Raw genomic sequence first — 26,567 nt, forward strand, 5'->3', positions numbered from 1 at the left:
CCCCAGGGTCTAGCGGCGCGCGGTCATCACATTGGCCGCGGCAACCACCTCGATTTGCCGGATCGTCACCAGCTCCTGGTTCGACAGGTCCCGGGCCACGACGACCCGGCGCGACGCTTCGGTGCCGACCCCGAGACGCGGCTGATAGGCCACGAGCGCATAGCGCAGGGTATCTTCGGGCACCGTTTCGTCGATCACCGGACGCAGCTCCACCTCATAGGCGCCCTGATAGGTGGTGACACCTTCGGCCCGGATGATCGCGCCGGAAGGGTTACGCTCGATCGCCAGGAAGGTCACCTGCTGGATCGGTTGGCGCAGGTCGTCTTTCTCGCGCGCCGACAGCACATTGCGCCGGGGGATGAGCGGGTTCCGGTTCTCGACCGCCTCGATCTGCCGCGATTCCCCGCGCCCGAACCAGTTGAACGGGTTGAGCCGCGTATCCCGAAGCCGACCGCAACTGGTCAACACAAGGGCTGCAATCAGGATAAGGGGTATCGACTTGCGCATGACCGGGCCTTTCTTCGCTCAAACTTGGGTAGCGCATTGCGCCAAAGTTGAAAAGCCGTGTTGCGGCGTGGCGGCGAAAAGCCCGGGCAGCGGCTGGACATAGAGCGGGGGGAGGCTTAGGTCAGCCATTCAGGACAAGGAGGCGCCGATGGCCCAGCCCGCATTCGAAGAGATTGTCGAGGATTTCGAGTTCCTGGAGGACTGGGAAGACCGTTATCGCCATGTCATCGAACTGGGCAAGGCGATGGAGCCGCTGGACGACGCGCTGAAGGTCCCGGTCAACAAGGTCGACGGTTGTGCCAGTCAGGTCTGGCTCTATTCCACGATCGAAGACGGCCAGTACCGCTTTGACGGGGACAGCGATGCGATGATCGTGCGCGGGCTGATCGCCGTGCTGCGGGCGCTTTTCAACGATCTGCCGGTGTCGCAGGTCGGCAATGTGGATGCCCAGGCCGAACTGGCCCGCCTCGGTCTGCAGGACCACCTTTCGGCTCAACGCTCCAATGGGGTGCGCGCCATGATCGGACGTATTCGCGAGGTCGCCGCTACCGCCTGACGTAACGCGACAGGCTACGGATGAACCCGTCGATCTCTGTCTCCAGGGCGGAGCCCGGGAAGTCACTCGCAATCTGACGGGTCACATGCTCCGGGCCCAGCCCGTCCATCAACCCCTCGGCCCGCGCCTGATCCTCCGGCGACAGTGACAGCTTTTCCGCAGCCAGCAACAGGACCAGCCGGTCCTGGATCGCGCGCATCCCGCGAAAGGCCTCCATCATCGGGGACAGCAGTGTTGGATCGTCCCGCCAGCTCACCCCGTCGAACAGCTCCTGCGTGACACGCTGGCCGGCCCCGGCGCAGGAGTAGCGGACGCAGCCGGAAAACCCCTGCACGTCAAGGCGGTCATGGATCGAACAGGCGTGACCGGCCAGATTGGGGCAGGGTGTCCCGGCGGGCTTGTCGATGGCAAAGCTTTCGCCCGCATCAAAGGCCAGCGCGACACAGCACAGCGCGGCGCAATTCGCGCAATCCTCCGTCACCGCTGGTCTCAAACCGCGGCCTCCAGCGCCGTCGCCAGATCGCCAAAGCCGGTGTAGCGGCGTTCAAAGGTCAGGCCCAACCGCTCCGCCGCCGCCCGGGCCTGTTCGGTCAGCGCAGGGTCTTCTGTCTGCGCCAGAAAAACCAGCGTCGTGTAATGGCCGAAATACATCTCCCGCAGCTCCGGGTGCCGGTCCAGCTTCAGTCCGCGCCAGACAAAGGTGTCGAACTGCCGTGTCAGGAAATCGGTCAGGAAGAAGGAGAATATCTCCTCCCGCGCGGCAAAGGCCTCCACCCCGTCGAAAAAGGCATAGCAATGCGGGCCGCGGATCATCTCGACCCCCATCCTGTCGCACAGCGCCTGCAACTGCCCGCCGGTGCCGCAATCCGCATAGGCGACAAAGACCTTGTCATAACCGTCCCGCCGCGCCGCCACGGCAGCCTCCACCGCGCCGGTGATCCGCTCGGGGTGATTGTGCAGGATGGCGGGCAGGCAGTGCAGGTCCACATGGGTCCAGCCATTCACCCGGATCAGCGCAAGGATTTCCCGCGCCAGTGCCCCGCAGGCCAGAACAAGAAGGCGGCCCCGTCCGGTGGCCGCCAGTCCTGTTGTTGTCAGTTCGGTGTCGCTCGGTATCTCCATCACACCTCGCGGCAGGATCAGCCCGTGACCCCCTGATTGTGTTTGCGCGCGACCATGGCCTTGGCCGTTTCCACCGCGACGGCGGCGTCGCGGCAATAGGCATCCGCGCCGATGGCCTTGCCGAATTCCTCGTTCAGCGGCGCGCCGCCGACCAGGACGATATAGTCATCGCGGCGGCCCTGTTCGACCAGCGCGTCGATGACGACCTTCATATAGGGCATGGTCGTGGTCAACAGCGCCGACATCCCGAGGATATCCGGCGCCTCGGCGTCCAGCGCCTCCATATAGGCTTCGACCGCGTTGTTGATGCCCAGATCGACCACTTCGAAGCCCGCGCCTTCCATCATCATCGCGACAAGGTTCTTGCCGATGTCGTGGATGTCGCCCTTGACCGTGCCGATCACCATCTTGCCCATGCGGGGCGCGCCGGTTTCGGCCAGCAGCGGTTTCAGGATGGCCATGCCGCCCTTCATCGCGTTGGCCGCCAGCAGCACCTCGGGGACAAAGAGGATCCCGTCGCGGAAGTCATGCCCGACAATGGTCATCCCGCCGACCAGCGCCTTGGTCAGGATGTCGTAGGGCTGCCAGCCCCGCTCCAGCAGGATATTGACGCCCTCCTCGATCTCATCTTTGAGACCGTCGTAGAGATCGTCAAACATCTGATCGACCAGTTCGTCGTCGTTCAGTTCCGACAGGATGATTTCGTCGTCTTCGTCAGACATGGGCCTTCCTCAATGCAAGGGGCGGGGGGAATATCAACCAGCCATGACCAATTTGTTGCCCCCCGACTGAGCCTTTTGCGACACCACAGCGTTGTCTTCCGACTTCCGCGCGTTTTGCGCGGGGCACTTGAGGCTCTTCACCGAGAATTCATCGTCTACAGCGCCGCCCACCTTGCGCATGTTCTCCAAATGTTCCAAATGTCAAACATGGCCGATCCCATTGACCCCGCAGAGACTCTCCCGATCGACCCCGCTGCCCGGCGCGGGCGCGGCACGGCCAGCAACGACACCGGCCGGTTCGAGGCGCAGCAGCGGGTTGCGGTCCACGACGGCTGGGATCTGGAGGAGGAGATTACCCCCCTGCGGACCGAACTGCGGCATGAAACCGCCCGCAGCCTGATCACCTACAACCGCTCGCCCGATCTGCCTTTCGATCGGTCGATCAACCCTTACAGGGGCTGCGAACACGGCTGCGTCTACTGTTTCGCCCGCCCGACCCATGCCTACCTCGGCCTGTCCCCGGGGCTGGATTTCGAAACCCGCCTCACCGCCCGCCAAAACGCCGCCGAGGTTCTGGACCGCGAACTGCGCGCGCCGCGCTATGCCGTGGCCCCCATTGCCATCGGCACCAACACCGATCCCTATCAGCCCGTCGAACACCGCGAGGGGCTGACCCGCGCCTGTCTTGAGGTGCTGCGCGACTATGCCCATCCCGTCGCCGTGGTGACCAAGGGCACCGGCATCCTGCGCGACATCGACATCTTGGCCGAGATGGCAGAGCGCGGCCTTGCCGCTGTGGGCATCTCCGTCACGACGCTGGATCCCGACCTCTCCCGCCGGATGGAGCCGCGCGTGCCCAGCCCGGCCAAGCGGCTGTCGGTGATCCGCGCCCTGGCGGAGGCGGGTATCCCCGTCCGCCTCATGCTCTCGCCCGTGGTGCCCGGCCTGACCGATCCGGAGGTGGAATCCATCCTCCAAGCCGGGCGCGACTCCGGCGCCACGACTGCCAGCTGGATCATGCTGCGCCTGCCGTTGGAGGTCGCCCCCCTGGTCGAGGCCTGGCTGCGCGAACATTACCCCGACCGGGCCGAAAAGATCCTGCGCCGCCTGCGCGAAATGCACGGCGGCAAGCTCTACGATGCGCAATGGGGTCGACGGATGCGGGGCGAGGGGGTCTATGCCCGGATGGTCGCCACCCGCTTTGACGCCGCCACGCGCCGCCTGGGTTATGCAACCGGGTCGATCCCTTTAAGAACGGACCTTTTCCGCCATCCGCCGCGGCCGGGCGATCAGCTGACTCTCTTCGGCTAAGGCGCGCCCGTCAAACGGGCAACCGCGTTCCCTGCGTCCCGCGTTCGCGGTAGGGCGTTGTACCATACTGCGCCCGGTAGCATTTCGAGAAGTGCGAGGGCGAGGAAAACCCGCAGGCCAGCGCCACGTTGATCACCGACATATCCGTCTGCATCAACAGGTTGCGCGCCTTCTGCAACCGCAACTCCATATAGTACCGCTTGGGCGACCGGTTCAGATACCGCCGGAACAACCGCTCCAACTGCCGCGTCGACATCCCCACATCCTTAGCCAGGATTGCCGGGGAAATCGGCTCCTCGATGTTCTTCTCCATCATGTGGATGACCTGGCTCAGCTTGGGATGACGCACCCCAATCCGTGTCGGTACCGACAGCCGCTGCGTATCCTGATCGGTCCGGATCGAGGAATAGATCAGCTGATCCGCCACCGAATTGGCCAGTTCCTCGCCATGGCCATCGGCGATCAGTTTCAGCATCAGGTCGATGGACGACGTGCCCCCCGCCGTGGTCATCCGCCCGCCATCGACGACGAAAACGGACTTGGTCAGGGTGACTTCCTCGAACTCCTCAGCAAAACCGTCGTGGTTTTCCCAGTGGATAGTGGCGCGTTTACCGTCCAGCAGCCCGGCCTTGGCCAGAACATGCGCGCCGGTGCACAGCCCGCCGATCCGCAGCCCCTTGCGCGCCTCGCGCCGGACCCAGTTCAGCAGCGCCTTAGTCGTCGCACCCTGCACATCCAGCCCGGCACAGACCAGCACTGTGTCATCCCGCGACAACTCCCCGAACTTGCTATCCGGGGCAAAGACAGACCCGGCGGAGCATTTGACCTGTTCGCCGGTTTCCGACTGGACCTCCCACGTATACAGCGGCTTGCCCGACATGCGATTGGCGATCCGCAGGCATTCCACCGCAGAGGCAAAAGATAACAAAGAGAAGTTGTTCAGAAGGGCAAAGACGTAGTGCACAGGCTTGTCGCTCATAAGTCGGTCTCGTTGAATTCCGCCATCCGGAACACCGGAAACCCTGTCACGGCCCCCCGGCAATCTCAAGACGCTTTGTCACGAACCGGCACCCCGCGCGGATTGCCGGTGGCGCACTGGCGGCTCTGGCCCTATAACCCGGCGACATTCAGATTCCGGCGGAGGAGCCAAAATGACCGGCTGGACCAAAAGCGACTGGCGTACGAAACCCCGGGTGCAGATGCCCGACTATCCCGATCAGGCGGCCCTTGAGGCGGTCGAGGGGAAACTGTCGCATTATCCGCCGCTGGTTTTTGCAGGCGAGGCGCGTCGGCTGAAAGAGGCGCTTGGCCAGGCCGGGCGGGGCGAGGCCTTTGTCCTGCAGGGCGGCGATTGCGCCGAGGCCTTCGATCAGTTCTCCGCCGATGCGATCCGCGACACCTTCAAGGTGATGCTGCAGATGGCCATGGTCCTGACGTTTGGGGCCAAGGTGCCGGTGGTCAAGATCGGCCGCATGGCCGGGCAATTCGCCAAACCCCGCTCCGCCCCGATGGAGGCCGTGGATGGCGTGGAACTGCCCAGCTACCGTGGCGACATCATCAACGAGCTGGACTTCACCTCCGAAGCGCGCATTCCGAACCCGGAAAAGATGCTGCAGGCCTATATGCAGTCCGCCGCGACGCTGAACCTGCTACGCGCCTTTTCGACCGGTGGCTACGCCGATGTGAATCAGGTGCACCGCTGGATCCTCGGCTATACCGAGGCGGATGAGGCGGAACGCTTCCGCGACATGGCCAACCGTATCACCGACACGCTGGATTTCATCCGCGCCGCCGGTGTGAACTCCGAACGCCAGCACGCCCTGCGCCAGGTGGATTTCTACACCTCCCACGAGGCCCTTTTGCTGGAATACGAAGAATCGCTCTGCCGGGTGGATTCGACGACCGGTCAGTATCTTGCGGGTTCCGGCCACATGATCTGGATCGGCGACCGCACCCGTCAGCCTGACGGTGCGCATGTCGAATTCTGCCGTGGCGTGCAGAACCCAATCGGGTTGAAATGCGGGCCGACCATGACCTCCGAGGATCTCAAGGTCCTGCTGGCCAAACTGAACCCCAAGAATGAGATGGGCCGCCTGACGCTCATCGCCCGCTTCGGGGCGGGCAAGGTCGCCGACAACCTGCCGCGCCTGATCGACACGGTGCGCCAGGAGGGGGCCAATGTCGTCTGGGTCTGCGATCCGATGCACGGCAACACGATCAAGTCGAACTCCGGCTACAAAACCCGGCCGTTCGACATGGTCCTGCAGGAGGTTCAGGAGTTCTTCCGCGTCCACAAGGCCGAGGGCACGAACCCCGGCGGCGTGCATTTCGAGATGACCGGTCTGGACGTGACCGAATGCGTCGGCGGGCTGAAAGAGGTGACCTACGAGAACCTCAAGGACCGCTACCACACCGCCTGCGACCCGCGCCTGAACGCCTCGCAATCTCTGGAACTGGCCTTCCTTATCGCTGAAGAACTGACCGAGATGCGTCAGGAACGGCTTGCCGAGGCGGGTTAAGCCGCACTGAAGAAACAACGAAAGCGCCGAATGTTACGGCGCTTTCTTCATGTCAGAACGATCTGTTTCCCGAATTATTCAGAATGATCGGTTTTCACCAGCCTGAGATAGGGTTTCGGCCCGTGTTCAAATTGCGCCGCCTCCTCTGACAACCCAGGCAGTTCCGTCTTGGCGGGTTCCTCCGTCGCCGGCGTTTCGCCATCCTGATCCCGCACCACCGCATCGCCCAACAGCGGGCGCACCTCCACACCGGCAATCTCGAACCGCCGCGGTGCGCGACCGATCCGGCCCTGTGTCACAAGACAGCCCAGCACCCGGGTGATATCGCCCAGGTCGCTTTTCAGCGGCAGCAGGATCATCCGCCCCTCCAGCGCCGGTTTGCCCAGGCTGCGATCAGAAGTCAGCTGAAGCTCCGCCTTGGCGGGGTCGGAGAACACCTGTTCCAGCACCTCTGAAATGCCGCCGCGCGTCCCCGCTGCGAAGAGGGCCGACAGCGGCATGCCGCGCACCTCCATGCCCAGAAGATCCGTCAGATGCGACCCGGCGATCCGCAACCGGCCAAGGCCCGGCGCAATCCGTTCCAGCACAAAGGCATATTCCAGCGCCCGTTCGATCCCGCGCGGGTCGATATCCGAACGGCGCGGCACCAGCCGCCCGGCGCGCAGCGCGTCCCAGTATCCCTCGACCTCGCGCAGCGGCTGATACCGCGAGGAGGCTGCAAATTGCGACATTTGTACGACCCTGGGGTCTTTCGTGCGATCCATCGACATAGGAGGCGTCCCGTTCATTGTCCGATCCGGCCCGTCCAACCTGTCTTGCCCCCGCAGACGTTGATGATTGGCGAACCAAGGTTTCTCATCTGTGAAGATGCCATAATCCTGCCTCAATCGGACAAATTTCTGAACGAAAGGTTAACGCGACGCGCCCCGTGTCCCGCTCGACGCAAGGGCACCCTCTCGAAATTCCACGGCGGGCGCTGGACCTTGGGGTGCTGCGGACGGTAGGTCTGGGACAGGCGCAAGGGAAGGTTGGCAGATGCATCATTCAATGACCGGTTTCGCATCGGGGCAGGGGGCGACGACCGGCTACAGCTGGACCTGGGATCTGAGGTCTGTCAACGCCAAGGGGCTGGATATCCGCTTGCGCGTACCCGACTGGATCCCCGGGCTGGAGGCCGACCTGAAGGCGCGGCTGACCAAATCCGTGGCGCGCGGCAATGTCACCCTCAACCTGCGCGTCCAGAAGGACGACAGCGCCACCGGCCTGCGGGTCAACGACGGTGTCCTGGACGAGGTCCTGACCGCCCTGGCCCGGGTCGAGGACCGGGCGATGATGCAGGGCGTGACCCTCGGCCCTTCTCGCGCGGCCGATATCCTGGCGCTGCGTGGCGTGCTGGAAACCGCCAGCGCGGAGGAGGAGGGCGCCGCCCTGAAAACCGCGCTGCTGAAGGATTTCGAAACGCTGACGGCCTCCTTCCTGCAAATGCGCGCCACCGAGGGGCAGGCCCTCATCACCATGCTCACCGGCCATTTCGACCGGATCGCGGCGCTGGTCGCCAAGGCCGGTGATGTGCTGGCCACCCGCAGGGTTGCGATGGAACAGACGCTTCGGACGCAACTGGCCCGCGTCATGGAGGCCGATGTCACCATGGACGAACAACGGCTGGCCCAGGAACTGGCCCTGATCGCCGTCAAGGCCGATGTCACCGAAGAGCTGGACCGCCTGACCGTCCATGTCGCGGCGGCGCGGGAACTGCTGCAAAGCGAGGGGCCTGCAGGCCGCAAGCTGGATTTCCTGGCGCAGGAGTTCAACCGCGAGGCCAATACCCTGTGCTCCAAGTCCCAGAATGCCGAACTGACCACCGTCGGCCTGGATCTGAAGGCCGTGATCGAACAGATGCGCGAACAGGTGCAGAACCTCGAATGACCCCGCGACTTGCGGCGACAGCCTGAATTTGCCAAGAGCATCGGGACAACACTCAAGGGACCGCCACGGCGGGGAATGAAGATGGCCCAGACTTTTCCGGATCGCCGCGGTCTCCTGATCATCCTGTCCTCGCCCTCCGGCGCCGGGAAATCCACGCTCGCCCGGCGGCTGCGCGAATGGGACGAAACGATCCGCTTTTCGGTCTCCGCCACCACGCGCCCCCCGCGCCCGGGCGAGGTGGGCGGCAAGGATTACCACTTTCTCTCCGAAAGCGAATTCAAGGCCCGCGTCACCGATGGCGGCATGCTGGAACACGCCCATGTCTTCGGCAATTTCTACGGTTCGCCCAAGGCGGCGGTGGAAGAGGCGATCAATGCGGGCCAGGATGTGCTGTTCGACATCGACTGGCAGGGCGCGCAGCAGATCCGCAACTCCGCCCTGTCCGATCACACGCTGTCGATCTTCCTGCTCCCGCCCTCCATCACAGAGTTGCACCGCCGTCTGATGGACCGCGCGCAGGACAGTGACGAGGTCATCGCGCGGCGCATGCAGAAAAGCTGGGACGAGATCAGCCATTGGGACGCCTATGACTATGTTCTGGTGAACGATGACCTGGACACAACCGAAACGCAGCTGAAGGCGATCCTGACCGCCGCCCGCCTGCGCCGGACACAACAACCCATGCTGACGGACCATGTCCGCAAGCTTCAGACCGAGTTCGAGGAGACGCAATGACCCTCTACACCCTGGACGGTATCGCACCGGAACTGCCCGAAGACGGCGACTACTGGGTCGCCCCGGATGCCAATGTCATCGGCAAGGTGATCCTGAAAAGCGGCGCCTCGGTCTGGTTCGGATCGACCCTGCGCGGCGACAACGAGGTGATCGTGATCGGCGAAGGCTCCAACGTGCAGGAAAACACCGTCATGCACACCGACATGGGCTGCCCGCTGACCGTCGGCCGCAATTGCACCATCGGCCACAAGGCCATGCTGCACGGCTGCACCATCGGGGACAATTCGCTGATCGGGATGGGGGCGACGATCCTCAACAACGCGGTGATCGGCAAGAACTGCCTGATCGGCGCCGGCGCGCTGGTGACCGAGGGCAAGGTGATCCCGGACAATTCGATGGTGCTGGGCAGCCCCGGCAAGGTGGTCAAGGAACTGGGCCCGGAATGGGCACAGCGGCTGGAGGCCTCCGCGCTCAGCTACCAGCGCAACATGCGCCGCTTCCGCGAGGGGTTGGTGCCGCTGGAGTGATCCGGGGCCTACAGCATCGGGTCCGCCAGCCCATGCACGGCATGGGCGATAGTGATCGACCCGGCCTCGCGGTCGCGCGAGATTTCCTGATAGGCGTCGGAGAGCAGAAAGGTGCTGATCTGCTCCGCATTGTCGAATTGGATCAGCACGATCTTGTCCGGGCTCGTCGCCCCCTCCAGCCGGAGCGGCATCTCGTCGGACGCGAGGATCCGGCCTCCGCATCCCTCGAACACCTCCGGCAGGCGCGCCTGGTAGGCGTCGTAACGCTCCTTGTCCGTGATTGTCACCATAGCGACAAGATAGACGGTCATAACGGCCCCTCCTGAACCACGGGCCAAGAATGTCCCGGCCAAACCGGGACGAATCCAAGGACCCATGTCTGCTTACATTTTGTTTTGGGCCTTAGTATGGCTCGCCCCATATAGGGTAAGATCATGAACGAAGCCTTTCTGACACAGCTGCTGCAGGCCATTCCACTGGCCGCCGTCCTGATCGGGCGGGAAGAGCGGATCCTTGCCGCCAATGACGAGGGGCGGCAATTGCTGGGGCCCGCGATCGTCGGGCGGCATTTCCTGACCGCGATCCGCCATCCCGCCGTCCTGGATGCGATCGAGGCCAGCCTGCACGACGGCCAGCAACGCCGCACCCGCCACCTGACCAGTCAGAGCGGCAAGGACCTGACCTTCGACGTCACCGCCTCGAGGATCGACCTCGGGACCGGCCACGGTGTGCTGGTCTGCTTCGATGATATCTCTCCGGTAGAGCAGGCGGGCCAGATGCGGCGCGATTTCGTCGCCAATGTCAGTCACGAATTGCGCACCCCGCTGACCGCGCTGCTCGGCTTCATCGAAACGCTGCAGGGCCCGGCCAAAAACGACACCGCCGCGCAACAACGGTTTCTGGAGATCATGCAGCGCGAAGCCCTGCGGATGGAGCGGCTGGTGCGGGATCTGCTGTCACTCTCCCGCGTCGAGGCGGAGGAACGGGTGCGCCCGACAACCCCGGTCGACCTGGCCGCCGTTGCCGGATCGGTGCTGCGCACTCTGGCGCCGCTGGCGGCGGAGAACGAGGTCACCTTCGACTATCAGGGCCCGGAGCAGGGGCTGGACGTGCCCGGCGACGAGGATCAGCTGCGCCAGGTGCTGACCAACCTGGTGGAGAATGCGATCAAGTATGGCGGTCGCGGCCATGCGGTCACCCTGCGGCTCACCCCGGTGGAGATGTTGACAGCTGTCAACGGGCCGGGGCTGGAGATCCTGGTCGCCGACGAGGGCAGGGGCATCGAACAGGTTCATCTGCCGCGACTCACCGAGCGATTCTACCGGGTCGATTCGCATCGGTCGCGCGAAATGGGCGGAACGGGGCTGGGACTGGCGATTGTGAAACACATCGTGACCCGACATCGCGGTCGGCTTCGGATCGACAGCGAACCGGGGCAGGGCAGCCGCTTTACCATCTCGCTCCCGCGGTGAGGTATTGGCCGGAAAACCATGCCTGCAGGGCGATTGATGCGCTTTTGCGGGCGGGGGCGGCATGTGGATAACCCTGTCCGGTTGTCCTCGACAAATTTCTGCGGTTGTCGATCTGACTGCACGTCATCTGCGGTGTCATGAAACTGTTACGTAAGCGTCACAAAAGCATTAACGCCGCCCAATAGGAGCCTACCCAAGGCTGCCGGGGATGGTGGCCCGGATACACTTACAGGAGCAATCCATGTCCATGATCAAACTGACCGCCTCTGCCCTGGCGATCGCGGCCGTTTCGGCCACCGCTGCCACCGCCCGTGACAACGTGCAGGTTGCCGGGTCCTCCACCGTGCTGCCCTATGCCTCCATCGTGGCAGAGCTGTTCGGCGACAACACCGACTTCCCGACGCCCGTCGTCGAATCCGGCGGCTCCTCCGCTGGCCTCAAGCGTTTCTGCGAAGGCGTTGGCGAAAACACCATCGACGTTGCGAACGCCTCCCGCGCGATCCGCGAAAAAGAGATCAAGGCCTGTGCCGAAAACGGCGTGACCGACATCATCGAGGTCCGCATCGGCTACGACGGGATCGTCTTTGCATCCCAGCAGTCCGGCCCGGCCTTCACCGCCTTCCAGCCCTCCGACATCTTCAACGCCATCGGCGCAAAGGTTCTGGTCGACGGCGAAGTCAAAGAGAACCCCTACAACAGCTGGTCCGAGTTCAACGGCGACCTGCCGGACGCCGAAATCGCGATGTTCATCCCGGGCACCAAGCACGGCACCCGCGAAGTCTTTGAAGACAAGGTCCTGCTGAAGGGCTGTGAAGACACCGGCGCCATGAAAGCCATGATGGACGGCGGCATGTCCGAAGACGACGCCGAAGACGCCTGTCTGGACGTGCGTCAGGACGGCAAGTCTGTCGACATCGACGGCGACTACACCGAAACCCTGGCCCGCATCGACGCCAACACCAACGGCATCGGCGTCTTTGGCCTGGCGTTCTACGAGAACAACACCGACAAGCTGAAGGTCGCGACCATGGGCGGGATCTCCCCCTCGACCGAGACCATCGCCTCGGGTGAATACCCCGTGTCCCGCCCGCTGTTCTTCTACGTCAAGAAGGCGCACATCGGCGTGATCCCGGGCCTGAAGGAATTCGCCCAGTTCTTCGTCGCTGACGAAATCGCAGGCCCCGGCGGCCCGCTCTCCAACTACGGCCTGGTTGCCGATCCGGAGCTGGCCAAGACCCAGGCTGCGGTCTCCAACGAACAGACCATGGGCTCGGGCATGTAATCCGACCCAGGCTTTGCGGGGTGGCCTTCGGGCCGCCCCGCTCCCTTTGGGTAATTGAACTGAAGAACAAGGACGGGGACGAATGCCTATTATCTGGCTTGTTCTGATTGTGCTGGGGATTGGCGCGATCGGATACGTGGTTGGCCGCCAGCGCGCTTTGGCATCTGCCGATGGCGACAGCCGACACCTGCACTCGCTGCCGTCCTATTACGGGGCCAATGTGGGCATCAAGGTGGTGATCCCGGCCCTCCTGCTGATGATCGTCTGGCTGCTGGCGCAGCCGCTCTACATCAACAGCACGATCTCGCAGATGATCCCCGACACGGCCATTCCCGAAAGCTCCACCCGCGGGCTTCTGATGGCCGAGGTGCGCCGCACCGCCAACGGGCTGAACAACGCCGTGGCCGAGGGCACCATGACGGAGGAATTTGCCTCCAACGCCCGGGCCGACATCGCGGACATGACACAACGGCTGAAGGACGCGGGGCAGATCGTCACCTCCACCGTCACACAGCCGGTCCTGCGCGCGGCGCAGAGCTACCGGGTCCTCAGCGCCAGCCTGAACCTCTACCTGACCATCGCCGGGCTGATCGTCGCCCTTGCCGGGGCCGTCTGGGGCCTGCGCGAAACCAACAGGGAATTCCGCGCCCGCAACGTGGTGGAAATGAGCATCCACGCCTTGCTGGTCGCCGCAGCCTCCATCGCGATCCTGACCACGCTTGGCATTGTTCTGTCGCTGGTCTTCAACACGGTGGAATTCTTCCGCCTTTATCCGGCCTCCGATTTCTTCTTCGGCACCAACTGGGCCCCCAGCTTCTCCGGCCGCGGCGGCTCCTCCGACCTTGGCGTCCTGCCGCTGCTCTGGGGCACCTTCTACATCTCCATCGTTGCGCTGGCCGTGGCCGTTCCGATCGGGCTTTTTGCCGCGATCTATCTGTCCGAATATGCCAGCCCCAGGGTTCGCTCCGCCGCGAAGCCGATGCTGGAGGTGCTGGCGGGCATCCCGACCATCGTCTACGGCCTGTTCGCCCTATTGACGGTCGGCCCGCTGCTGGTCCGGGTCTTCGGCGATGACGGCCTGGGCATCATGCAGTCCGGCACGGCGGTGATGACCGCGGGCCTGGTGATGGGCATCATGCTGATCCCCTTCGTCAGCTCGCTGTCGGATGACATCATCAACGCGGTGCCGCAATCGATGCGCGACGGCTCCTACGGGCTGGGCGCGACGAAGTCGGAAACCATCAAGCAGGTAATCATGCCCGCCGCCTTGCCCGGCATCGTCGGCGCGATCCTTTTGGCCGCCTCGCGCGCCATCGGGGAAACCATGATCGTCGTGCTCGGGGCAGGGGCCGCGGCCCGCCTGTCGCTGAACCCCTTCGAGGCCATGACCACGGTGACCGCAAAGATCGTGTCGCAGCTGACCGGGGATGCGGATTTTGCCTCGCCCGAGGCGCTGGTGGCCTTTGCCCTGGGGATGACCCTTTTCGTCATCACCCTTGGCCTCAATGTCGTCGCACTCGTCATCGTGCGCAAATACCGGGAGCAATACGAATGACCGACGCAACCTCGATCCCCGGATCCCAGGTGCCACAGGGCGGCAAGTCGTCCCTGCTGACCCTGGACGCGCGGACCAAGCGCCGCAACGCCAGCGAGACCCGCTTCAAGACCTACGGCATCGCGGCCATCGGCATCGCCCTGGTCTTCCTGCTGATCCTTCTGGTCTCGATCCTGCGCTCCGGCCTCCCGGCCTTTACCAACACGGTGGCCGAGGTCGAGATCACCGTGACCCAGGCAGAATTCGACGACGCCGAAGGGCAGCTTTTCAAGACCAAGGCCTATGAGCAGCTGTTCATCGGCAAACTCGAAGAGCAACTGTCGGCCAGCGGCATGACCGTGGATTTCGACGCCGCTTCCATCGAGCGGATCATGGGCAAGGTGGGCAGCACCATCCGCGAATACTACCGCGCCGATCCCAGCCAGCTAGGGCAACCGGTCACCTTCCTGCTGTCCACCGCCTCCCGCGTGGACGGCTACTACAAGGGTCGTGTGACCCGCGAGGCGCTGCAGGACAGCCGGTTCCTCCAGCTCTCCGACCTTGATCTGGTCGACGCGCTGGCCGAGGCCGGGGTGATCCGCCAGGCCTTCGACTGGAACTTCATCACCGGTGCGGACTCCGGCGTGGACAACCCCGGCGGGGCCGGGATCGGAGCCTCTGTCATCGGCTCGTTCTTCATGATGTTGGTGGTTCTGGTGCTGGCCCTGCCGATCGGCGTCGCGGCCTCCATCTACCTGGAGGAATTCGCACCCCAGAACAAATTCACCGACCTGATCGAGGTGAATATCTCCAACCTCGCCGCGGTCCCGTCGATCGTCTTCGGTATTCTCGGCCTCGCGGTCTTCATCCAGTTCATGCACCTGCCGCAATCCGCCCCGCTGGTCGGTGGTCTGGTGCTGACGCTGATGACCCTGCCGACGATCATCATTTCGACCCGCGCCTCGCTCAAGGCCGTGCCGCCCTCGATCCGCGACGCCGCGCTCGGGGTAGGGGCCTCGAAGATGCAGGCGGTTTTCCACCACGTCCTGCCCCTGGCCATGCCCGGCATCCTGACCGGCACGATCATCGGCCTGGCCCAGGCCCTGGGCGAAACCGCGCCGCTGCTGCTGATCGGCATGGTCGGCTTTGTCGCCCGCGGGTATCCCGATGGCTTCGCCGCCGGCTTTGTCGAGCCGAACTCGGCCATGCCGGCACAGATCTACACATGGGCGGCCCGTGCAGACGTGTCGTTCTACGAGAAGGCCTGGGGCGGGATCATCATCCTGCTGGTCTTCCTCATGACCATGAACATCATTGCGATCATTCTGCGTCGACGCTTCGAGCGCCGGTGGTAAGAAGGAGACGGACCCATGTACGACGCACCCTCATCGGAGCAGAAAGTGACCCAGAAAGAAACCAAGATCGCCGCCAACAAGGTGCAGGTCTATTACGGTGACACCCACGCCATCAAGGACGTGGATGTCCAGATCGAAGACAAGACCGTGACCGCCTTCATCGGACCGTCGGGCTGCGGCAAGTCCACCTTCCTGCGCACCCTGAACCGGATGAACGACACGATCGACATCTGCCGGGTTCAGGGCGAGATCCTGCTGGACGGCGAAGACATCTACGACCCCAAGGTCGACCCGGTGCAGCTGCGCGCCAAGGTTGGCATGGTGTTCCAGAAGCCGAACCCGTTCCCGAAGTCGATCTACGACAATATCGCCTACGGTCCGCGCATTCACGGTCTGGCCAAGAACAAGGCCGATCTGGATGATATCGTTGAGAAATCTCTGCGTCGCGGCGCCATCTGGGACGAGGTAAAGGACCGCCTGCACGCCCCCGGCACCGGCCTGTCGGGCGGTCAGCAGCAGCGACTCTGCATCGCCCGCGCCGTTGCGACCGAGCCGGAAGTCCTCCTGATGGACGAACCCTGCTCCGCGCTCGACCCGATCGCCACCGGCCAGGTCGAGGAACTGATCGACGAGCTGCGCGAGAACTATTCCGTGGTCATCGTGACCCACTCGATGCAGCAGGCCGCACGGGTCAGCCAGAAGACGGCCTTCTTCCACCTCGGCAACCTGGTGGAATTCGGCGAGACGGGCCAGATTTTTACCAACCCCGTCGATCCGCGCACCGAAAGCTACATCACCGGCCGCATCGGCTGATCCAAGTCCACTGGAGGACACTATGGCAGAAGAGCATATCACCTCGGTCTTCGACCGCGACCTCGAGGCGATCCAGGGCAAGATCATGAAGATGGGCGGCCTCGTCGAGACCGCCATCCTCGACGCCGCCCAGAGCCTTGAGACCCGGGACGAGGAACTGGCCGAGAAGGTCAGGGCAGGGGACAAGGCGATCGACGATCTGGAACACATGATCAACGAGGACGCCGCCCGCCTGATCGCCCTGCGCGCGCCCGCCGCCAGCGACCTGCGGATCGTCCTGTCGGTGATGAAGATCGCCTCCAACCTGGAGCGCATCGGCGACTACGCCAAGAACATGGCCAAGCGCACCTCGATCCTGTCGAACATGAGCCCGATCAACGGCTCCCAGGCCGCGCTGCGCCGCATGGCGCGCGAGGTGAACGAGATGCTTAAGGACGCGCTCGACAGCTATATTCAGCGCGACGCCACCAAGGCCGAGGATGTGATCCACCGCGACGCCGATGTGGATCAGATGTACAATGCGCTTTTCCGTGAATTCCTGACCTTCATGATGGAAGACCCGCGCAATATCACCGCCTGCATGCATCTGCATTTCATGGCGAAAAACACCGAACGGATGGGCGATCACGTGACCTCCATCGCGGAGCAGGTGATCTATCTGGTCACCGGCGACAACCCGGACACGCCGCGCCCGAAACAGGACAAGACCTCGATCGACGCGACGCTGTCCCCGGAAAGTAACTGAACGGATCGAAGAACATGGCCGATCAACCCACGGTTCTGGTTGTTGAAGACGAACAGGCACAACGCGAAGTCCTGGCCTACAACCTCGAAGCGGAAGGGTTCCGCGTCACCCGCGCCGAAAACGGCGAAGAGGCGCTGCTTCTGGTCGAAGAGGCCGCGCCGGACATCATCGTCCTGGACTGGATGCTGCCGAATGTCTCGGGCATCGAGGTCTGTCGTCAGCTGAAGATGCGCACCAGCACACGCGGCGTCCCGATCATCATGCTCTCCGCCCGCAGCGAGGAGATCGACCGTGTCCGGGGGCTGGAGACCGGCGCGGATGATTACGTGGTCAAACCGTACTCTGTCATCGAACTCATGGCCCGCGTCCGCGCCCAGCTGCGCCGCACACGGCCCTCGACGGTTGGCGAGCGGCTGGAATACGAGGACATCATCCTCGACAGCGAAACGCACCGCGTCACGCGCGAGGGCAATGTCCTGAAGCTGGGTCCCACGGAATTCCGTCTGCTGACCACCTTCATGGAAAAACCCGGTCGCGTCTGGAGCCGCGAGCAACTGCTGGATCGCGTCTGGGGCCGGGACATCTATGTCGACACCCGTACCGTCGACGTCCACATCGGCCGCTTGCGCAAGGCCCTGTGCCAGTTCGGGGGCGATGACCCGCTGCGCACGGTGCGGGGGGCGGGCTATGCACTGGGCTGAATCGCATAATTGGTATTGTGATGCTAGTTGGCGTCACATGCCAGATATACACCGCGTTACTTCTTATAGGACATTCCAGAAGGTTTGACAACCAAATATAGCTCTCGGTCGCTACTTGGAACAGCGAACACACAGAACAACCAGAAAGAGCATTGATACAGGAGAATTAGCGGCTCCGCCGCTGAGTCGTCAGCCGGTCACATTGAAAACCGGCAGAGAGTTTGATTTCCGCTTAGAAGGCGGAAAGAGGGGAGGGGATTGCCCTCCTAAAGAGACCTTCGATAGAGTTCCGGTCGTATTGAAAGAGATACAGCAACAAGTTGCTAGGGAAGGGAAAAGATTTCCAAAGTCGCAAGAGCGACAACGACCAGGAAGAGCCCGCCCCCGCCTGCGGCGGGGGCGGGGAGTTACTAAAGTAACATAGAGATCGAAGGTCTATAGGAAGCGCGCATACGGCGAAGAGCAACCGACGTTCCGCGCTTCATTTTTTAGAACCAAGACGCCAGAGAAGGCGAAACACCAAGAAGACGAAACCAGCAAGAACAGCCAGCATCAGCAGAGAGACGATCACAGTCGCATCATTGTTTATCATCGGATTTGTACCTATCAGCCGCTTCATCGGTGAGCTTCTTCATTTCGCGACGGAAATTCCAAGCCTCACCTTCACCAGCAGATTTTGCGACATGGCGCACCATTTGGTCAATAAGGCCATCATAGTTGATACCTTTGGACATAGCGTCCGACATGATTGCATCGAGACCACGGATCACGTCACCTGTAGCCCATTTGCCGTAGACGTTTTTCCAGACATCAAGAGCATGGCGAGCTGGCGCCAATTCAGTTTCAACTGTGGTTCTTTGAGCTTCCGTCAAGTGTTTGATTTGTCCCGTTTTATTCAAATCGGAACGCGAACCGAGTTCATCTTTTTGAGCATTTAAGACGCCCAGCTCGGCCTCAAGTTTGCCGTTTACCAGCGATTTGGGGTCGAAGCCGAATTCCGGCGGGAAGCCTCCGGTGGCAGCCAGAATTTTGATCGCCTGGGGGGCATTCTGCGGATTGTTGGCAAGGAGAAGACCCGCGACACGTTCACCAGCACCGATACGAGCAGTTTGAAGAGCAGTAGACGAAGCACGACGACTTTCCTTTTCACGTTGACGCATCTCATCCGATTTATTGGCAGCATCGAGCATAGGGCCAGCAGAGTTTGCGCCCATTTGATCCATAACAGAAGTGCCCGGGTAGGCGGCGTCATTGAAGTTTTTGGTAGCCTCACCTTGGATTTTTGCCAGCCAAGGAAGGGTAGCGGATTTCACCGCAGTTTGTCCGAGATCCTTCAGAAGATCAGCGGTACCGGGATGGGTTTTGGAGAGACGCTGATAGAAGCCACCAGTAACCGGGGGATTGGGTTGCATAGCCGGGGACGGGGTAGGGGGCGGAGGGGCAAGGGAGGCCATTTGAGGGCCAGAGGAAGCGCCCCCCTGAGGGGACGCTCCTTTATTGAGTAGACCGGGCGCAGCGGCCGAGAGGACATTGCCGAGGAATTGCCAGAACATCAGTAAGCCACCTTGATATCTTTGACGCCATCGAAGCGCGTTACATCAATGGAACACCGAGCAGCACCAAGAGTGAGCGAACTACCAGACGCATTATAGACGAGCATTCCGAACACGAGGCTATGGGTAGGATTGGCGTTGAGGTAAGGCAACGAGGTCGGGGTATACCGAAGAGCGCCGGAGAACTCATTTCCGCCGAGACGAGGACCACCGAGCATAGCGACGTAGTTGGTCTGGCCTAAGCTATCAGTTTCCTTAGAGCCGACGAACGGGATGACCTTGAAGTCTTTATCAACGACACAGTTCATCGAGACGAAATAGGCCTCCTGCAGCTCACGATCTACAGCGCAATGAAGGCCGAAAGCGACGACAGAGCCGTCAGGGATAGCGACAGAATTGGTGGTAATGAAGTTGGCGCCATCCTCACCGGCACCGGGAGCCAAGAACGTAATAACGGTGCTATTCGTGAACACAGTCGGCGTTACTGACGTCAGATTGGCGACATTGAGACCAGCTTTGAAGCCGCGGGGGATTTCGGAATAGGTCGGTTTACGCATTTTGATCCGCCATGACAGAACCCATCGGGTGGGGCAGGGGACGGAAACCTTCGAGACGAACCGAAGACGACGCCTGCATTTGACCGACAGGGGTTGAGAAAAAGAAACCGGAGTAATCACCAGTTTCAGTGAGACCTTGAGCCGTGGTCGGTTTGACCAGGTATTGCCAGCCAGCATCCTGCACATGGAACCGCTCAGCGACGTGCGAGGGATGTTGACGGAGCCATTCATAGGCAGGGACATAGCCCACAGGGGTAGACGAGCCGTTGGTAAACAGATCGTTGAGGGTAAGCTCGACGGGCGGCATGTCCGTATCACCCACAGGAACGAGGGTTTCATAAGGACGATTGAACTCATCGAGATATTGCTTTGTCTGAATGTATTGCGGGGGCATTCGAGCCACGCACATTACATAGACAGTGCCATGTTCGACAAAGAGGCGACGGGGCATATTGAAGTTCACAGAGCAAACGGCCTTGCCAACGGAGTTGCCAAGATCAGCGCCGGCGGTGCCGTTGATATCGTATCCAGAGAACCATGAGCTCTCGCGCCACAGCAGTTCGGGAACATCATCAGCATAGCCGTGCAAGGGAGCCTCAGCCATGTTCGAGATAATCTCCTGATACCGGGAGCCGATGAACATACGATAGGCAGCGTTGCGGCCTTTGGCCTGTTGAGCCTGAATATCGTACATCGAGATAGAGGCATTCGACGTGTCAATGTCGAAGGCAGTATCAGCGAGGTCAGCGAGTTGGGATTGAGAGGTACCCCAGCCTTTGAGTTGCGAGACACGCGGACCATAGATCAGGGTAGTCGCGTCAGTGGTCGGAGTGTCCAGGCTAAGTTCTGTGAACGATGGATCCCGGAACCATTGATTGTAGATGTTCGCGAGGTCCGACCACAGGTGTTTGGGGTAAGGCGTTTCAGCAACCTGCATGAATTCAGGACGGTTGCCAGAGGCCTCCGGCCAAGTCGGGGTGTAACTTCCACCTTGTTCAATGAACTGGACCCATTCGGGGTAGGTGAAGCGGTAGGGGCAGAAGAAAGCGAAAATATCGACTTTCACATCAGCGGTGAGAGGTCGGCGCAGTTGCGCCAACCGGAAGAAGCTGTTGATCTGTGCGCCCATGCTATCGCCGGGGACGACAGGGAAGCGAGACAGGCACGCCATGCGCCCAATATTCATGGGCATCAGCGTGTTGAATTGAAGTTCGACCGGTTGACGTTCCATTAGGCTTTTTCCTTCTGGACGGAGAAGCCGTTACGGATCTGGGAGGCGATTTCGGGTACACCATCCTCACCGTGGATAGCCGCGTGAGCCATGATAATCAGCGAGGCCATTTTGCCAGCGTGGACACGTTGGATTTGCACGTTTTCCTCAGCTTGAGCGAGGTCACGCGCGGGTTTGTGGTCAGCGACCCAAGAGGCGAGAACAAGGAAGTTCACGGGAGACACGAGGGTTGCGACGACAGCGGCGACATACTCCGCAGGGATATCGACACGGGGGAGACCGGCCATATCGGTGCAAGCATAGATCACCGAATCGAGCGTTTGACGAACAGCGACACGTTGGTCAGAGGTCCAGAGGCCGGGTTGACGAAGCACATCGATGTGAGCCTGAGAGACACCAGCATTGCGCAGCGTGCGTTGAAACTCAGGGACGAGCAGATGTTGCATGCTCGACAGGTAGAACTGTTTATTCACTGTAGGAGCCTTTCCAGTAGGTGCGCGAGATTTTCTAAATCCGCTTGTTGAATCAGGTCCGAGACGATCTTTTGAAGCTCGGTTATTTCCGTTGTCTCAAGAACCGGCATGTGATCTGCCGTTTCCAAGGCAATCGCGACAGCGAGACGAACAGTCGAGATATGCGATAGAGCACGATCGAGGCGCTCTAGTTTGACGCTCAGATTCTTCCGATCTGAACTGGGTGGTTTGTTTGCCTGTATTGGTCGAATTCCTTCGAATTAAAGTCGGCCACGGGGTTGAGGCAGTCGCCAGCATTCATCCGGGAGGATCGATGTATCCCCAGGCTTTCTGCGGCTAGCTGCACTGAGCCAGCTTTTGTTTTGGGCAAAGGCAGGAGGGGCGCTTTGCCGAAGATTTTCTTCTCTGCCACGTATCTCAGCAGCTTCTCGGGCGGCGTCGATTTCAGCTTGAGTTGGGGCAGGATCAGGTTTGGGTGGCCGTTCACCACCATGAGAGCTTGCGCGTTTGTCATCGCCATCAGGCTTTGCAGGCCGAAGTTCCGGCTCGTTTTCGTCCGACATCCTTCAATCATCTCCGTTTCTTTTGTGAGGTATTTGGCCATATAGAGAGCCAATGCTTCCTCGGGGTTGGTGGTAAGGCCTTTGGGCCAGCGCCAGCCGATACGTCCCCACATGTCGAGAGGGGAGAACCGGGCAGCAATCGGGGTGTCAAAGCCATAGGGCCAGCACCCACGAAGTTCGGGGACCAGTTGGTTATCACCATCGGGTTTCCCGAAATTAGGGTCAGAGAATTGGGATCCATTCTCGAAGACCATTAGAACGTGCATGTGCAGGCGACCTTCCTCACCACGTTCAGTGACACCGCAGTAGGTAAATTCGCCGAATTGGCGGCGCATTTTGCGGGTCCAGAGTTTGAATTCCTCACGACGACGGCCAATGACGTATTCATGGGCAGGGTCGAGGGTGAGGGTATTGAAGACGGGGAAGCCTCCGGAGGTCATTTCCTCGATACAGCGGAAGACGAGACCAGAAGCGCGGACAAGGCGACCACGTTTTTCGACGCGATCATAGACAACGTTTTTGTTGTCAGAGGAGGGGCGCTTGTATTCGCAGCCTATCCATTCCTCGATTTTTTCCCGATCTGCGACTTGCTTGTACCAGTCATTGAGTTCCGGGAGGCGTCCTATTATTTCCTTATAATCAAGTAGAGCAGGGAGACGGGAACGGGCGACACGAGCGGCAGCATGGAGTTGGATATCGTGAAGGTCAGACACGTCATCATTGCGAAGGGCATCGCGGGACATGTCAGAAATTTTCTGATAGACGGTTAAGAGTTTGACACGCTTAGCATTTTCGAAAGATGCAGTAGCGATTGAAGAACGGGTAACGAGCGGAGACGATGCAACCGCTCGTTGTAGTATTTCTTGAACGGCGTTCATCAGACACCTGTCCAGGCACTATCCGACCTGCCTTGAATGTGGCGAATGTCGAGGTGAAGGAACGTTGTGTAGAAGCCGAAGCCAGAGAACCCGAGTTCGACGGCCTCACGAAGCAGTTTGACGCGATCCCATGGAGCGACAGGCCAACGAATATCAGCAGCAAGGCCAGCAAGATGCGTAGAGGCTTTGGCACCACCAACAGCAGCGTTGTGTTTGATACAACGCGCACCAGAATGGAGGATCAGAGGGAAGTTGCAGCGGTAGCGGAGACGATTTAGCCGATCCAACAGACGAGGATCGATATCGTGACCGCAACCGCATTTGCATTGCGTTTCAGACGGGCGAAAGAAGGCGAGACCATTCAACGCACACCTCCTAGTGCAGTGCACATCTGGAGGACGTCATCAGCAGTGAGGAAGCCGGTGTAGTGAAGCACGATGGCGATCACCACACCGACAGAGGCGACAAGGAGACGCTTGGAAGCGGGAACCAGTCGCAGTAAAGACAGGAGGCGCGTCACAGGCGACGGCCTCCGATCAGTTTCTTGCCGTTTACCGGCTTACGTTTAGACATGAGAGAAGCCTTTCAGACTAGAGTTGTCGAAGGCGCATAATTGGTATTATGTAAAATAAACAGACGGCCCTGGCAGGCACCATAGCGCCCCCGACAGCATCTTCTCTCGACTCCAGCCTGCTCAAAGCCTAACTTCTGCGCAATCAGAGACGTGATATGCCAGAGAACACAGTTACTTCGATCAATGGAACAACTGAGCCGGAGCGGCTCGTGGCCCGCCGGGATTACCTCGAACGGCTGACCAACGCGCAATCGATCGAGGAACTCTGGCAACTGCATTGCGCGAAGATGGCGGACTACGGGTTCGATCGTCTGATCTACGGCTTCACCCGGTATCGCACCGCGACCTCTCTGGGCGACCCTGAGGATTTCGTGATCCTCACCAATCATTCGCCGGAGTATGTCGAAGGGTTCCTCGGCAAAGGCCTCTACTTCCACGCGCCTATGGTCAGATGGGCGCTGGAGCATGAAGGCGCGAGCTCCTGGAGCATTCTGCAAGACATGATTGCCTCGGGCACGCTGACCGAGAGTGAGAAGAAAGTTGTCGAATTCAATCAGCGGCTTGGCGTTTCTGCGGGCTATTCGATCAGTTTCAAATCCATCTCTCCGCGGACCAAGGGCGCCATCGCACTGACCGCGAGGCCCGACATGACCCAGGCGGAGGTCGATGCCGTCTGGGCCAAGAACGGGCGCGACATCGTGGTGATGAACAACGTCGCGCATCTCAAGATCCTCACCCTGCCCTATGCCGGTCCCGCGCGCGGTCTGACCAAGCGTCAGCGCGAGGCGCTGCAATGGGTCGGCGACGGCAAGACCACGGCCGATATCGCGCTTCTGATGGGCCTGACCTCGGCGACCGTGGAGAAACACCTGCGCCTCGCGCGGGAGGCGCTGAACGTGGAAACCACTGCCCAGGCGGTGTTGAAAGCCGCTTTCCTGAACCAAATGTTCGTTCTGGAAACGTGATGCGCTTCAGGCGGTAAATAATTGAAAACAAACCACTATACCTCGAAAATGTGATCAAGGTAGGGATTCCCTTACTTTCGTGACGCCGGGTCAAAGTGCAAAGTGCAGCTGTTCCGTGAGTGGTGGCCTTCACGGCCATGGAACATTCGGACCTGCACCCTTCGTGATTTCGAAGCTAGGCGGTTCGGCCGGTTTATCCGGGGTCGGACGGGGGCGTATTGATCCGCCCTCGATCCGGCCATCCCGGCCCTTCCATCCCCTTCCCGGGCCGGTAAACGCGGTGTCGGTCGCAAGATCGGCACCGCTTTTCCGTCTGTTGACCCCGGGCGCGCGCTGCATCACGCTGTGCTTCCGACTGACGGAACTTTGGCAGGTGAGATGACGCTCTTTCATGGCCCCGATGACAAGCCGCGCTGCGCCTGGGTGGCGCAGACGCCGGATTTCATCCCCTATCACGACGACGAATGGGGCTGGCCCATCAGTGACGATCGCCATCTGTTCGAAAAGATCTGCCTGGAAAGCTTCCAGTCCGGGCTCAGCTGGCGAACCATTCTGTCAAAGCGTGAGAATTTTCGTTCTGCGTTTCATAACTTCGACTTGCACCGCGTCGCTGAGATGACGGAACGCGATGTCGAGGCCCTGTTACACGACGCCGGGATCATCCGTCACCGGGGCAAGATCGAGGCCGTGATCAACAACGCGCAGCGCGCCCGGGAGCTGCTGGCCGAGACAGGCACCCTCGCCGCCTATGTCTGGTCCTGGGAACCCAAGCCCGAGGAACTGGGCGCGCCGCAAAGCCAGACCACCTGCCCCTCCGCCATCGCCATGTCGAAGGATCTGAAGAAACGCGGGTGGAAGTTCGTCGGGCCGACGACGGTCTTTGCCTTCATGCAGTCCATGGGCCTGCTCAACGACCATGCGGAGGGCTGCTGCCTACGTCCCGCGGTCGAAGAGGCACGCGCGGAATTCACCCGCCCGGCATGAAAAAAGGCCGGGAAAATCCCGGCCCTTTCCAATTGGTTCGAAAGTGGATCAACCGCGGGCGGCGGCGGCAACCTCGGCTGCGAAATCCTCTTCCTTCTTCTCGATGCCTTCACCGACCTCGAGACGGACAAAGCCGACGATCTCGACCCCGGCTTCCTTGGCCGCCTGGCCAACGGTCAGATCGGGGTTCACCACAAACGCCTGATTCAGCAGGGTGATTTCCGACAGGAACTTCTTCATCCGGCCTTCGATCATCTTCTCGATCACCTGCTCCGGCTTGCCGGATTCGCGGGCGATTTCGATCTGGATCGAACGTTCTTTCTCGACCAGGGCCGGATCGACCTCCGCTTCGTTCAGCGCCTGGGGGCGCGGATCGGCGGCGGCGACGTGCATGGCGACCTGGCGGCCGAAATCATCGTTGGAACCGTTCAGCGCGACCAGCACACCGATCTTGCCCATGCCCTCAGCGGCCGCATTGTGCACATAGCTGACCACCGACTCACCGGAAACCTTGGCCATCCGGCGCAGGGTCATGTTCTCGCCGATGGTGGCGATCTTGTCGGTGATCATCGTCTCGACGCTCTTGCCGCCGATTTCGGCCGTCTTCAACGCTTCGACGTCGTCAACCGACAGCGCGGCCCCGGCGATCTGCTTCACCATCCCCTGGAACTCGGCGTTCTTGCCAACGAAGTCGGTTTCGGAGTTCACCTCGACCGCAACGCCCGTGCCACCGTCGACCGCAACGGCGACGAGGCCCTCTGCGGCGGTCCGGTCCGCTTTCTTGGCGGCTTTGGCCAGACCCTTAGTACGCAGCCAGTCCACCGCGGCGTCCATGTCGCCATTGGTTTCGGTCAGCGCCTTCTTGGCGTCCATCATGCCTGCGGCGGTCATTTCGCGCAGTTCTTTCACCTGTGCAGCAGTGATAGCCATATCGGCTCTCCTCAGTCTTGGAAAAGGGTCGT

The 26,567-nt window shown here is 61.3% G+C and carries 29 protein-coding genes; 15 read left to right on the top strand and 14 right to left on the bottom strand.

Annotation, left to right across the window (positions count from 1 at the left end; translation table 11 throughout):
- Positions 1 to 9: 9 nt before the first annotated feature.
- The gene (locus tag ACFC2Y_RS11500) at positions 10 to 507 is read right to left on the bottom strand and encodes a hypothetical protein (protein WP_375172932.1); all 498 of its coding nucleotides are present in this window, start codon (positions 505 to 507) and stop codon (positions 10 to 12) included.
- A gap of 148 nt (positions 508 to 655) precedes the next feature.
- Here ACFC2Y_RS11500 and ACFC2Y_RS11505 point away from each other — a divergent pair, with 148 nt between their 5' ends.
- On the top strand, positions 656 to 1,063 hold the full coding sequence (locus tag ACFC2Y_RS11505; protein ID WP_375172931.1) for a SufE family protein: 408 nt from the start codon (positions 656 to 658) through the stop codon (positions 1,061 to 1,063).
- On the opposite strand, the gene ACFC2Y_RS11510 is transcribed toward ACFC2Y_RS11505, so the two are convergent.
- Genes ACFC2Y_RS11510 through ACFC2Y_RS11520 form a run of 3 tightly spaced genes read right to left on the bottom strand, consistent with a single transcriptional unit; the run spans position 1,053 to position 2,907 of the window.
- Positions 1,053 to 1,556 carry a hypothetical protein gene (locus tag ACFC2Y_RS11510; protein ID WP_375172930.1) on the bottom strand — a complete coding sequence of 168 codons (504 nt, stop codon included), beginning with the start codon at positions 1,554 to 1,556 and terminating at the stop codon, positions 1,053 to 1,055. The two genes, ACFC2Y_RS11505 and ACFC2Y_RS11510, sit on opposite strands and share 11 nt — an antisense overlap.
- The gene (locus ACFC2Y_RS11515; RefSeq protein ID WP_375172929.1) at positions 1,553 to 2,185 is read right to left on the bottom strand and encodes a DUF1638 domain-containing protein; all 633 of its coding nucleotides are present in this window, start codon (positions 2,183 to 2,185) and stop codon (positions 1,553 to 1,555) included. Before ACFC2Y_RS11515 ends, ACFC2Y_RS11510 begins: the two co-directional genes overlap by 4 nt.
- 17 nt (positions 2,186 to 2,202) lie before the next feature.
- Complete coding sequence (locus ACFC2Y_RS11520) at positions 2,203 to 2,907, bottom strand: corrinoid protein (RefSeq protein ID WP_375172928.1); 705 nt, start codon at positions 2,905 to 2,907, stop codon at positions 2,203 to 2,205.
- 207 nt (positions 2,908 to 3,114) lie between these two features.
- Between ACFC2Y_RS11520 and ACFC2Y_RS11525 the strand changes: the two genes are divergently transcribed.
- Positions 3,115 to 4,218, top strand: coding sequence for a PA0069 family radical SAM protein (locus ACFC2Y_RS11525; protein ID WP_375172927.1), 1,104 nt, complete (start codon positions 3,115 to 3,117; stop codon positions 4,216 to 4,218).
- A gap of 10 nt (positions 4,219 to 4,228) precedes the next feature.
- Here the strand turns inward: ACFC2Y_RS11525 and ACFC2Y_RS11530 are convergent, their stop codons facing one another.
- On the bottom strand, positions 4,229 to 5,197 hold the full coding sequence (locus ACFC2Y_RS11530) for a GlxA family transcriptional regulator (protein ID WP_375172926.1): 969 nt from the start codon (positions 5,195 to 5,197) through the stop codon (positions 4,229 to 4,231).
- A 172-nt stretch (positions 5,198 to 5,369) separates the two neighbouring features.
- On the opposite strand from ACFC2Y_RS11530, the gene ACFC2Y_RS11535 reads away from it, so the two are divergent.
- On the top strand, positions 5,370 to 6,737 hold the full coding sequence (locus ACFC2Y_RS11535; protein ID WP_375172925.1) for a class II 3-deoxy-7-phosphoheptulonate synthase: 1,368 nt from the start codon (positions 5,370 to 5,372) through the stop codon (positions 6,735 to 6,737).
- A 74-nt stretch (positions 6,738 to 6,811) separates the two neighbouring features.
- Here the strand turns inward: ACFC2Y_RS11535 and ACFC2Y_RS11540 are convergent, their stop codons facing one another.
- Positions 6,812 to 7,468 (bottom strand): PAS domain-containing protein, encoded by a 657-nt coding sequence (locus ACFC2Y_RS11540; RefSeq protein WP_375172924.1) that lies wholly within the window; start codon positions 7,466 to 7,468, stop codon positions 6,812 to 6,814.
- A gap of 316 nt (positions 7,469 to 7,784) precedes the next feature.
- On the opposite strand from ACFC2Y_RS11540, the gene ACFC2Y_RS11545 reads away from it, so the two are divergent.
- The 3 genes from ACFC2Y_RS11545 to ACFC2Y_RS11555 all read left to right on the top strand — a co-directional run bounded on the left by ACFC2Y_RS11545 (position 7,785) and on the right by ACFC2Y_RS11555 (position 9,925).
- Entirely contained in the window at positions 7,785 to 8,663 is an 879-nt protein-coding gene (locus ACFC2Y_RS11545) for a YicC/YloC family endoribonuclease (protein ID WP_375172923.1), read from the top strand.
- A gap of 81 nt (positions 8,664 to 8,744) precedes the next feature.
- A complete protein-coding gene (gene gmk, locus ACFC2Y_RS11550; RefSeq protein ID WP_375172922.1) occupies positions 8,745 to 9,398 on the top strand; it encodes a guanylate kinase in 654 nt (217 codons plus the stop codon).
- Positions 9,395 to 9,925 carry a gamma carbonic anhydrase family protein gene (locus ACFC2Y_RS11555; protein WP_375172921.1) on the top strand — a complete coding sequence of 177 codons (531 nt, stop codon included), beginning with the start codon at positions 9,395 to 9,397 and terminating at the stop codon, positions 9,923 to 9,925. Before gmk ends, ACFC2Y_RS11555 begins: the two co-directional genes overlap by 4 nt.
- Positions 9,926 to 9,933: 8 nt before the next feature.
- Here ACFC2Y_RS11555 and ACFC2Y_RS11560 read toward each other — a convergent pair whose 3' ends face one another.
- Complete coding sequence (locus ACFC2Y_RS11560; protein WP_375172920.1) at positions 9,934 to 10,236, bottom strand: DUF1330 domain-containing protein; 303 nt, start codon at positions 10,234 to 10,236, stop codon at positions 9,934 to 9,936.
- 123 nt (positions 10,237 to 10,359) lie between these two features.
- Between ACFC2Y_RS11560 and ACFC2Y_RS11565 the strand changes: the two genes are divergently transcribed.
- The 7 genes from ACFC2Y_RS11565 to phoB all read left to right on the top strand — a co-directional run bounded on the left by ACFC2Y_RS11565 (position 10,360) and on the right by phoB (position 17,827).
- A complete protein-coding gene (locus ACFC2Y_RS11565; RefSeq protein ID WP_375172919.1) occupies positions 10,360 to 11,397 on the top strand; it encodes an ATP-binding protein in 1,038 nt (345 codons plus the stop codon).
- 241 nt (positions 11,398 to 11,638) lie between these two features.
- Positions 11,639 to 12,679, top strand: coding sequence for a substrate-binding domain-containing protein (locus ACFC2Y_RS11570; protein ID WP_375172918.1), 1,041 nt, complete (start codon positions 11,639 to 11,641; stop codon positions 12,677 to 12,679).
- An 82-nt stretch (positions 12,680 to 12,761) separates the two neighbouring features.
- Positions 12,762 to 14,234 carry a phosphate ABC transporter permease subunit PstC gene (gene pstC, locus ACFC2Y_RS11575; RefSeq protein WP_375172917.1) on the top strand — a complete coding sequence of 491 codons (1,473 nt, stop codon included), beginning with the start codon at positions 12,762 to 12,764 and terminating at the stop codon, positions 14,232 to 14,234.
- Positions 14,231 to 15,568: a phosphate ABC transporter permease PstA gene (gene pstA, locus ACFC2Y_RS11580; RefSeq protein ID WP_375172916.1), complete on the top strand. Its 1,338-nt coding sequence runs from the start codon at positions 14,231 to 14,233 to the stop codon at positions 15,566 to 15,568. Before pstC ends, pstA begins: the two co-directional genes overlap by 4 nt.
- A gap of 15 nt (positions 15,569 to 15,583) precedes the next feature.
- The gene (gene pstB / locus ACFC2Y_RS11585; protein ID WP_375172915.1) at positions 15,584 to 16,381 is read left to right on the top strand and encodes a phosphate ABC transporter ATP-binding protein PstB; all 798 of its coding nucleotides are present in this window, start codon (positions 15,584 to 15,586) and stop codon (positions 16,379 to 16,381) included.
- 22 nt (positions 16,382 to 16,403) lie between these two features.
- Positions 16,404 to 17,126 (top strand): phosphate signaling complex protein PhoU, encoded by a 723-nt coding sequence (gene phoU / locus ACFC2Y_RS11590; RefSeq protein WP_375172914.1) that lies wholly within the window; start codon positions 16,404 to 16,406, stop codon positions 17,124 to 17,126.
- A 14-nt stretch (positions 17,127 to 17,140) separates the two neighbouring features.
- On the top strand, positions 17,141 to 17,827 hold the full coding sequence (phoB, locus tag ACFC2Y_RS11595; RefSeq protein WP_375172913.1) for a phosphate regulon transcriptional regulator PhoB: 687 nt from the start codon (positions 17,141 to 17,143) through the stop codon (positions 17,825 to 17,827).
- 578 nt (positions 17,828 to 18,405) lie between these two features.
- Here the strand turns inward: phoB and ACFC2Y_RS11600 are convergent.
- The 6 genes from ACFC2Y_RS11600 to ACFC2Y_RS11625 all read right to left on the bottom strand — a co-directional run bounded on the left by ACFC2Y_RS11600 (position 18,406) and on the right by ACFC2Y_RS11625 (position 23,447).
- Positions 18,406 to 19,380: a hypothetical protein gene (locus tag ACFC2Y_RS11600; protein WP_375186439.1), complete on the bottom strand. Its 975-nt coding sequence runs from the start codon at positions 19,378 to 19,380 to the stop codon at positions 18,406 to 18,408.
- Positions 19,380 to 19,937 (bottom strand): hypothetical protein, encoded by a 558-nt coding sequence (locus ACFC2Y_RS11605; protein ID WP_375172911.1) that lies wholly within the window; start codon positions 19,935 to 19,937, stop codon positions 19,380 to 19,382. Before ACFC2Y_RS11605 ends, ACFC2Y_RS11600 begins: the two co-directional genes overlap by 1 nt.
- Entirely contained in the window at positions 19,930 to 21,168 is a 1,239-nt protein-coding gene (locus tag ACFC2Y_RS11610) for a major capsid protein (RefSeq protein ID WP_375172910.1), read from the bottom strand. Before ACFC2Y_RS11610 ends, ACFC2Y_RS11605 begins: the two co-directional genes overlap by 8 nt.
- Positions 21,168 to 21,641: a hypothetical protein gene (locus tag ACFC2Y_RS11615; protein ID WP_375186440.1), complete on the bottom strand. Its 474-nt coding sequence runs from the start codon at positions 21,639 to 21,641 to the stop codon at positions 21,168 to 21,170. The genes ACFC2Y_RS11610 and ACFC2Y_RS11615 overlap by 1 nt, the downstream gene beginning before the upstream one ends.
- 199 nt (positions 21,642 to 21,840) lie before the next feature.
- Positions 21,841 to 23,082: a hypothetical protein gene (locus ACFC2Y_RS11620; RefSeq protein ID WP_375172908.1), complete on the bottom strand. Its 1,242-nt coding sequence runs from the start codon at positions 23,080 to 23,082 to the stop codon at positions 21,841 to 21,843.
- Positions 23,082 to 23,447 (bottom strand): D-Ala-D-Ala carboxypeptidase family metallohydrolase, encoded by a 366-nt coding sequence (locus ACFC2Y_RS11625; protein WP_375172907.1) that lies wholly within the window; start codon positions 23,445 to 23,447, stop codon positions 23,082 to 23,084. The genes ACFC2Y_RS11620 and ACFC2Y_RS11625 overlap by 1 nt, the downstream gene beginning before the upstream one ends.
- Positions 23,448 to 23,811: 364 nt before the next feature.
- Here ACFC2Y_RS11625 and ACFC2Y_RS11630 point away from each other — a divergent pair, with 364 nt between their 5' ends.
- Together ACFC2Y_RS11630 and ACFC2Y_RS11635 are read left to right on the top strand one after the other, a co-directional pair.
- The gene (locus ACFC2Y_RS11630) at positions 23,812 to 24,621 is read left to right on the top strand and encodes an autoinducer binding domain-containing protein (RefSeq protein WP_375172906.1); all 810 of its coding nucleotides are present in this window, start codon (positions 23,812 to 23,814) and stop codon (positions 24,619 to 24,621) included.
- A gap of 378 nt (positions 24,622 to 24,999) precedes the next feature.
- Positions 25,000 to 25,605 carry a DNA-3-methyladenine glycosylase I gene (locus tag ACFC2Y_RS11635; protein WP_375172905.1) on the top strand — a complete coding sequence of 202 codons (606 nt, stop codon included), beginning with the start codon at positions 25,000 to 25,002 and terminating at the stop codon, positions 25,603 to 25,605.
- A 48-nt stretch (positions 25,606 to 25,653) separates the two neighbouring features.
- On the opposite strand, the gene tsf is transcribed toward ACFC2Y_RS11635, so the two are convergent.
- Entirely contained in the window at positions 25,654 to 26,535 is an 882-nt protein-coding gene (gene tsf / locus ACFC2Y_RS11640; RefSeq protein WP_375172904.1) for a translation elongation factor Ts, read from the bottom strand.
- Positions 26,536 to 26,567: the final 32 nt, after the last annotated feature.

The organism is Pseudooceanicola sp., from assembly GCF_041987405.1.
Classification (GTDB): domain Bacteria; phylum Pseudomonadota; class Alphaproteobacteria; order Rhodobacterales; family Rhodobacteraceae; genus Pseudooceanicola.